The sequence below is a fragment of the Kitasatospora sp. NPDC023120 genome (genome assembly GCF_055560835.1).
This window is the reverse complement of the sequence record NZ_JBVHHY010000032.1, coordinates 73,007-80,667: the sequence shown is the minus strand read 5'-3', so window position 1 is coordinate 80,667 and position 7,661 is coordinate 73,007. Positions and strand designations below refer to the sequence as shown.

Genomic DNA, 7,661 nt, shown 5'->3' with positions numbered 1-7,661 from the left:
AGCGCGACAAGCCCCGCTCACCTGGACCGCCCGTCCGGCCGTCGCACCAAGCCAGCCACTCGGCCACCAGGCCAGCCCTCACATTCGGCATCCACGTGGCTGTAGCGCGCCCGGGGGTCGTGCGGGGAGACGATCTCACCAACGACCAGGGGACACGCGCTGTCTCCGGATCGGGTCTTCCCTCAGCGGCTGCCCCCGAGGAAGTCGTCCGGCGGGCGGTGTGGCGTCGGCTCTGCCGGTCGCGGGTCTGCTTCGGTCCGCGCCAGCGCAGAGTGCCGTGCTCGTCGATCCAGTACTGCTGGACCCAGACCTGCCGCAGTGAGGTTCCCCCGAGGTGCGGAAGGTTGCCGGGCATGGCCTGATTGGCCGTGAGAAGGGAGCCTCTGCCATGGCTGCACCGATGAAGTATCTGATCCAGGAGCGGTACTGCCAGGGTTTGAGTGCGTCCTCGGCCAGCCAGCGGCGCACGGTGGAGGCCGACACGAACGCGGCGATGCCCCGCTCGATGGTCTCGCGAGCCAGCTCCGGGGCCGACCAGCGAGCCAGCGGCACCCCGCTCTCGGCGGGCAGCTGGCAAGCCAGCGCCGTGACCTGGGCGGTCTGCAAGACGGTGAACACACGCGGGCGGCCGGCGCGCTTGCGGTCGGTCAGACCCGGCAGGCCGTGCTCGGCGAACCGGCCCCGCCAGGTGCGCACGGTGTCCAGGTGCAGTCCCGTCTCGCGGGCGATGCGCGCGTTGGAGCGTCCGCGCGCGGCGTGCAGCACGACCTGCGCACGCAGGCGCAGCCGGTGCTCGGTCTTGTGAACCGTAGGCCATCTTCTTCAGCCGCCGGCGTTCGGCGGCTGTGGGGGCTACCGGGCGGGCCGGGGCAACGGGCAAAGCAGGCGAGCCGATCGGGAGAAGTGGATCACGGCAGGTTGTAGCCTGCCGTGTCCGCTCCCGGGTCGCTCGGGCGGGATGGCGGTCATGGCCACCCCTGCGGAATCGACCAGGCTCTCGCTGGCGCTGCAACTCGGCGAGCACGCGCGCATTGTCTGACTGTCAGCGGTCGCGACATTCCCACGATCCCACCCTCGAACGGTTAATTAGAGCACCGGCGGCCCCGCCTCGATACGGCGAAGTACTGGCGGCAGGCGGTCCAGGTCGGGACCGGTTTGGACCTGTCGCTCGTCCCACCAGGTGGCGCCGGCGTCGTACAGCGGACCGATCACGTCCTTCGCCTTGGCCACGTCCGGAGGTGTGGCACCGCCGAGCACGAACTCGAAGGGACGCTCGGCCTCGGCTGTACGGTGCTTGCGTACATAGTCGACCAGATCCCGCACCTCTGCCGCATCCGGTACATGACCATGCCGGGCCGTCTCGAAGAGCGGCACCGCGCCGTCCCACCGCGCTGCCCGCCGCATGGGCGCGCGACGTGGCCAGAACCCGCCGATCCACACCGGCGGACAGGGCCGCTGCACGGTGGCGGGCAGCAGCGTCACATCCCGGACCTCATAGTGCTGGCCGTGGTGGTTCACCGGCTCGCCGGACCAGAAGCGCCTCAACAGCTCCAGGCCCTCGTCCAGCCGCTCGGCCAGGAGACGAGGTCCGGCGGCGTCGCCGAAGCTGCGGTACTCGTCCTCGATCGGACCGCCCAAGCCGGCGGCGAAGATCACCCGGCCGTCGCTGAGGTGGTCCAGGGTGGCCACTTGGCGGGCGAGTTGCTGTGGACGGTAACGGGGGACCGGCGTCAGCAGGGTACCCAGTCGGATCCGGGAGGTCGCCAGCGCGGCCGCGGTCAGCAGCATCCAGGGGTCTGCGAACGGACGCCCCTGGTGCTGTCGATGCAGGACGTGGTCCCAGACGAACACCCCGTCCCAGCCAGCCTGTTCGGCGGCAGCCGCGACGGTCGCGACGTTACGGGGGTCGGCGAAGTCACCGAAGTTGGGGATGTTGATGGAGAAGCGCATCCCAGCAGGATGCGCAGCTGGCCGCGAAGGGGCAAGCCGCGCGCTCCATCGGATTTCCCGAACCGTAGATGGACTGGCGGGACTGACCCGTCGGGCTCCGTATCACGAGTGAGCCCCCGGCTGCTGCTACGGCCACGACCTGGGGCCCCGACCGTCGACACACCCGACATCTGACCAGACAACATCCACAGGACCGATTCCGAAGTCAACCCCCGAAGGACTTCCGGAACGGACCACTAAGCCCTCTGGCGGCCGACGCCGCACCCCGGTGATCTGTGGGCTTGGCGCGCCTGGCTGGCGAGCTGGGCACTTGACCTTGGTCGGCCGGACACCAGGAGCGCGGCCTTGCCCACGGTGTCCATCGGGTCCGGCCCGAGGTCGACCGGCGCCCACTCGCCGGGGCAGCGCTCGGCGTGCCAGCGCACGATCCGGTCACCCCACACCACGCACCCGAACCAGACGCTGGGGAAGGCGATGTCGAGGAACACCTCCGGGTCGTCCGTCGGCGTCGCCAGCCGCAGGTCCCCGGCCGGCACCTCCACCGTCAGGGCCCCGTCCAACCGGACCCGGTAGGCGCGAGGCAGACCTGGAACGACGTCCCGGCCCTCGTGGTCCGGCTGCCACACCGGGACGTCGACCAGCCCGACCGGCCCTGGTACTCACCGCCGGTGATCCGCACGACCTCATCCCGCCCCCAGGCCCCACGCTCCGCCGCCAGCGCCAGCGCCAGCGAGACCACTTCGACCGCTCCCACCAGCACATCCACGACGGCATCACCGCGCGTCAGCCCGCGCAGCCCATCGGCCAAGTACCACAGCAGCCTTCCCAGCCGAACATCGCGGCCATCCCCGCCGAGGGTCTCCAGCGCGGCCGCCACCACCTCGACCACATCCGCACGGGCGTCCGTCGCGGCGATCTCCACGGCCTGCTCGTACGCCCCACCCGGCTGCTCCGCAGCCGGCCTCCATCCCATCGGTCTGCGGATCGTCGCACACGAGGCAGTCCTCCGGGGCAGGTTGATGCAGCCAGCGCGGGCAGCTGCTGGCCGAGCAGGGCAAGCCGGGCTGGCTGCCCGCGGCCTGTAAGCGCAAGCGCACCCGCAGCGTCACGTACTTCCACGGCTGTTAGCAGCTGGACGCGGGCGGCTCAGCGGACGTCGATGGTGAACTGGCGCTTGGTCCGCTCCGGTCCGCCGGAGAACGTCCAGCCTGCCTGGTCGCGGAAGTCGACGTGCACGGTGACGGTGGTGCGGCCGGGGCTCTGGGCGCGGAAGGTGAAGTAGTAGTGGCCGCCCGTGCCAAGGTCTCCGGTCCCACCGAAGCCGAGCAGGTCCTTGATGCCGAAGTTGTCGACGTACTCTTCGCCGGCGGCCGAGACGATGGCCGGGTCAGGGCTAGGGGTGGCCATGGTCCAGTTGTCGCCCGCCTCCCGGTAGGCGAACACCTCGATCGAGAACAACTCTCCGGGCTTGACGGTGAGTTGTCCCGAGGTCTGGGTGAACACCGTGCCGTGGTCGAGTCTGCCGGTGGTCATCCGGTGAATGGCCACCGTGCCCACGGTGGCCGCGACAGCCAGCACTGCGGCCACCGCCAGCAGGACTCGGCGCCACCTCCGCTTCATGAGTTCGCCTCTCGGTGGGTGACACGCAGCGCCAGCACGGCGGCGACCGCGTCAAGCCAGCGGGCGACCAGCTGGTCCCCCGTCGGGTCCTGGACGACCATGGCGGCGGCCGTCAGCCAGCCGCGCGCCACTGCGGCCGCGGGGCCGGGCAGCGGCTCAGGCAGCTCGGCCGCGAAGCGGGTGCCGCCGGCGCGGACCACCTCGCCGAGGAAGACCAGGGCGCGCGGCAGCACGCCGAGCCGGTCGACGGTGATCGCGGCGGCCACCGCGCCGTCGCCGAACAGGGTGGAGCGGTGCGGTCCCGGGTTCGGCAGGCCGAAGCGCAGCAGGATCTCGACGTCCAGTTCGGCCAGCTGGCTGTCGCTCTGGGGTTGTGGGGTGCTCATTTCGGCCTCACTGGGGCATTCGAACGCTTCTGACTTCGGGGTGCCTGTCGTCGGACGCGCCTTGCATGTGGTTGTTGATGAAGTCGCTCTCGCTGACCCAGACGGTGTAGCCCCAGGGGTTGTAGATCTCCAGCTGGTCGCCCCGGTGCCCGGTGATCATCATCTGGTGGCCGTGGGGGTTGAGCAGGGTTCCGCCGTGGGCGGACAGCGGGACGGGTTTGCCCTCGTCGATTTTCTGCTCGATCTCGGCCAGCGCGTTCTGGCGCTTGTCGTGGCTGTCGAGGTCCACGTTGTGGTACTCCGCGCCGGTGTGCTTGGCGATCTCGTCGTCGGCGATGTTCTGGGACTCCCAGTCCACATCCCGCCCTTCCACAGGTGCATAAAGGAGCGGGTGTCGTAGACCCGGTTGGTCTCCTTCTCCCACCGCTCCTTCGAGGCCGGGCCGTTGTCGTACGCCGGGTCGTCCGGGTGGCCGCCGGTGGTGAGCTGGAAGGCGAACAGCGGGTCGACCATCGCCCGGGCGGTCACCGTCGAGGCGGCCACGCAGGTGTCGTGCTGGCCCTGGTCCCAGGTGGCGCCCTTGTAGCCGGTCCCCGCTGTCTGGGCTGACACCGCTTCGAGTTGCACGGGGGCGATCCGCTCAGTGAGCCAGCGGGGGTCGTCGAGGTCCGGCACCGTCAGGCCCCCTGCTGGTACTGCTGCTGGACGCCGTGGTCCGTCTTGGCGTAGTTGGCCACGGTGGTGTGGACCTTGCCGCCCAGGTCCGACAGCGCGTCGACGTTCACCTGGAGCTCATCCTGCCAGGCCGACCAGAACGCCTTCGACGCGTCGCCCGCGTACTCACCGAAAACGGCGGGGTCGGCCATGCTCAGCTTGCCCAGGGTCTCCTTGACACCGGCCCACGTCCCCGCTGGCCCCGACCAGCTTGTCGCCCACGTCCCCGAGCTTCTCCGGGTGGGCACTGAACCCCGTCCCGGCACCATCGCTACCCATGATCTCGCCAATCCCCCCGATACGGTCCGTAGACCGCCTGACAGCATAACGTCAATCCCGCTACCAGCTGCTCAGTGATGTCGGCGGGCAGCACGCCCGTGATCCGATCGCGCTGGCGGTCGGCTTTGCTAGGCCCCGGGCTTGATGCTGAGAATCGTCAGCAGGACCACCGCCAGCGCCGCCGCCGGGGCGAGCGAGATCGCCACCCGCGCCTTGGGCAGCAGGTAGGCCGCCGGCCACTGGAGGACGATCAGAACCACCACCGCGACCAGCGAGTAGTCCGCGAAGTGCAGGTGCGCGTAGGTCGCAGGGCAGTCGCGCGGTCCATTGCACGGGTCGGTCGCCATCTCGGCGAAGCCCCGCAGGCCCCTGACCGGCGGCAGAAGAGCCCCACTCACCAGGCTGGAGATCATCGGAGCCTTCCACCAGTTCCCGCGGGTAGGTCCGGTCGAACGGCTCACGGCACGAATCACGTCGCTCATGCGATCCATGCTTCCGGCTCGTTCCAGGGCCCGGCAGCGGACGGATACTCAGATCCGCGGGCGAAGACACCCAGATCCGCTCCGCGCCCGGCTCAACCGAGCTCCGGCTCCGGCCCGCCGACTTCGCCTGGGGGCGGGCGCCGCAGCTACGCCAGAGGGGCGACTGCGGGAACCTCGTCGCCCGCCACTGGCAGCCGCTCCGTCGTCGCCGCCGCAGGGCGCAACCCCGCGGTGCTCGTCCGGCCGAAGCAATCGCGCCTTGCGGGGCCTGGAGGCGCAGCGCAGCTCCCACGGCAAATGTAGGCCCGGGCGGCGGCGGGCGGTGACGAGCGCCGAACGCCACGTGCCGCCGGTGCGCAGCCAGGCCAGGCGCCAGCACTGTTCGTCGGGCTCGGTGGCTGGCGGGCCGGCGAGTTCGCGCGGGACTACGAGGCTCACCCGGGGCCGCCTCGGCAGACGCCACAGCCCCTATAGCGCACTCACGAGGCCCTCGCCCTCCAACGGCTCGGTCTCGCGGCCGCCAGCCTCGCCCACTGCGCACCGAGCACCCCGGCATCGCCTGGCACACCCTCGGCGGCCACATGCACTCCGCCAAGCCCTTCTGGAACGCAGTCGGAACCGGCGTCGACGGCGCCTACCGCCAGCATGGGCTGTGCCAGCACCTCAGCCCCCGGACACCGGCCAGAAGACCGGCCAAGCCATAGCCCGACAAAAATGGGATTCGAGGATCAGCACCCCGGGGGACTGGGCACGGCGGTGGCGGCCGGGGAGCGCTGGGCACCGGGTCCGGTCGACTCGGCACCGGGGGCCATGCGCCGGCAGATGGAAGTGCGTCATCACGCCGACGCAGCCGCTGGACGTAGCGATCGAGTGCCCTTCGACGGGCGGCCGCGGGCCCACGGCCGGCCTCCGGGACGTGCCTCTCCACCACCTCGCGGTTTGTCAGAACCGGCGACGCACGTTCGGCCGGCTGACCGGGGGGCCGGGCCTGCTCGGCTCAGTGCGACCAGTAGGGGTCCTCGGTGTCCGGTGTCAGGGGCGAGAGCGGTCGGGCGTTGTCCGGAGCGTACGCGACATCAGAGCCGCTGATGGACATGGTGAGGGTGACCGTCCCGTCCGGTCCCGGGGAGAGCGCGACCCAGACCGCGATTCCCTCCGAGGTTTCAGCGCTGAGGTAGTCCGGGCCCTCGTCCGGACTGCTCGGGGTCCAGGCCGGCGGCTTCTGCTGGTAGCCGCGCAGCCGCCATGCAGCCTCGATTCGGTCCTTGAGCTCTTGCCGATGGGACGCGCTGATCCTGGTACGGGCGGTGAAACGCCGGTCGACGGTGGACAGCTTGCTCGGTGTGCCGTCCGGGCGCGGCTCGTACCGGCTGACGGTACAGCCCCTGTCGCTCAGCACCAGGCCGGGGTTCAGGCTCCCCAGTGTGTCCTGGACGGTCCGCTCGCTGAGTGCCTGGAACTGCTCCGGGGTGTGCCGGACGGTCTCGGGCCCGGGTTTGGACGAGTAGTCGACGGATCCGAGGGACCACCACACACCGATCTGGAGAGCGAACATCACCCCGACCAGGCCGGCGAGACCCACCACGGCCCCGAGACAACCCTTCGCCAGCCCCTTGTCGAACACTCCGCCTCCCCTGTCCTGCTCCGTCCCGTGACCGTAGGCACGGGACCCGCAGGGGCGCTTGAGTATGCGTACTCAACCGTCGTGGGCTACTCGTTCCACATGACGCTGTCGTACTCACGCGACCCGTTCTGCTGCTTCACCACCAGCCAGGACCTCGCGACGTCCTTCGACTGCCACCGCCAGGCGTTCGCGCGCTTCGGCGGTTATGTGGGTGACAACTCTTCCGCGATCTCGTGTTTCCGGTCAGGATGGTCGCTCCCGTCGAGGAGCGCGGATGGCCTGGCAGCCGGAGTGTCACACCGCCGCCGCGCCAACGCCAGGGCCACCCATGGCATCCCGGGCAGCGGAACCACTGCCAGGCCCCCGGGACGGAAGCGGGCCGGCATGGCCGCTGGACGCCCCGACCCGACCCCGCCGCCCACGCGGCCGACGCCACCGCGCCCGGACAGGTCGTTGACGTCCCGAGGCTGCTGCACTACCTGCGGGCCTCGGGCCCGGAGCCGAAAGGTTCAGCGTCGCTGCTGGTGGCCTTGACCGCGACCGCGTGCCCCCGCGCTTCACCCGTCGCGCACGAATCGAGCCGCAGAAGTCAGCCAACACCGCGTA

The 7,661-nt window shown here is 70.5% G+C and carries 10 protein-coding genes; all 10 read right to left on the bottom strand.

Going from position 1 to position 7,661, the window contains the following annotated elements:
- Positions 1-135 precede the first annotated feature (135 nt).
- Positions 136-780, bottom strand: coding sequence for a helix-turn-helix domain-containing protein (locus tag ACZ3TI_RS34615; protein WP_465733393.1), 645 nt, complete (start codon positions 778-780; stop codon positions 136-138).
- A gap of 306 nt (positions 781-1,086) precedes the next feature.
- The gene (locus tag ACZ3TI_RS34610) at positions 1,087-1,950 is read right to left on the bottom strand and encodes an LLM class flavin-dependent oxidoreductase (RefSeq protein WP_465733378.1); all 864 of its coding nucleotides are present in this window, start codon (positions 1,948-1,950) and stop codon (positions 1,087-1,089) included.
- A 236-nt stretch (positions 1,951-2,186) separates the two neighbouring features.
- Positions 2,187-2,510: a hypothetical protein gene (locus ACZ3TI_RS34605; protein ID WP_465733376.1), complete on the bottom strand. Its 324-nt coding sequence runs from the start codon at positions 2,508-2,510 to the stop codon at positions 2,187-2,189.
- A complete protein-coding gene (locus tag ACZ3TI_RS34600) occupies positions 2,495-2,872 on the bottom strand; it encodes a hypothetical protein (RefSeq protein WP_465733374.1) in 378 nt (125 codons plus the stop codon). Before ACZ3TI_RS34600 ends, ACZ3TI_RS34605 begins: the two co-directional genes overlap by 16 nt.
- A 224-nt stretch (positions 2,873-3,096) precedes the next feature.
- Complete coding sequence (locus tag ACZ3TI_RS34595; RefSeq protein ID WP_465733372.1) at positions 3,097-3,570, bottom strand: protease inhibitor I42 family protein; 474 nt, start codon at positions 3,568-3,570, stop codon at positions 3,097-3,099.
- Entirely contained in the window at positions 3,567-3,956 is a 390-nt protein-coding gene (locus ACZ3TI_RS34590) for a hypothetical protein (RefSeq protein WP_465733370.1), read from the bottom strand. Before ACZ3TI_RS34590 ends, ACZ3TI_RS34595 begins: the two co-directional genes overlap by 4 nt.
- Positions 3,957-3,963: 7 nt before the next feature.
- Entirely contained in the window at positions 3,964-4,314 is a 351-nt protein-coding gene (locus tag ACZ3TI_RS34585) for a cysteine peptidase family C39 domain-containing protein (protein ID WP_465733368.1), read from the bottom strand.
- A 319-nt stretch (positions 4,315-4,633) separates the two neighbouring features.
- Entirely contained in the window at positions 4,634-4,822 is a 189-nt protein-coding gene (locus tag ACZ3TI_RS34580; RefSeq protein WP_465733366.1) for a hypothetical protein, read from the bottom strand.
- Positions 4,823-5,077: 255 nt separating this feature from the next.
- Positions 5,078-5,362, bottom strand: a complete 285-nt coding sequence (locus tag ACZ3TI_RS34575) for a hypothetical protein (protein WP_465733364.1) — start codon at positions 5,360-5,362, stop codon at positions 5,078-5,080.
- A gap of 1,066 nt (positions 5,363-6,428) precedes the next feature.
- The gene (locus ACZ3TI_RS34570) at positions 6,429-7,055 is read right to left on the bottom strand and encodes a hypothetical protein (RefSeq protein ID WP_465733362.1); all 627 of its coding nucleotides are present in this window, start codon (positions 7,053-7,055) and stop codon (positions 6,429-6,431) included.
- Positions 7,056-7,661: the final 606 nt, after the last annotated feature.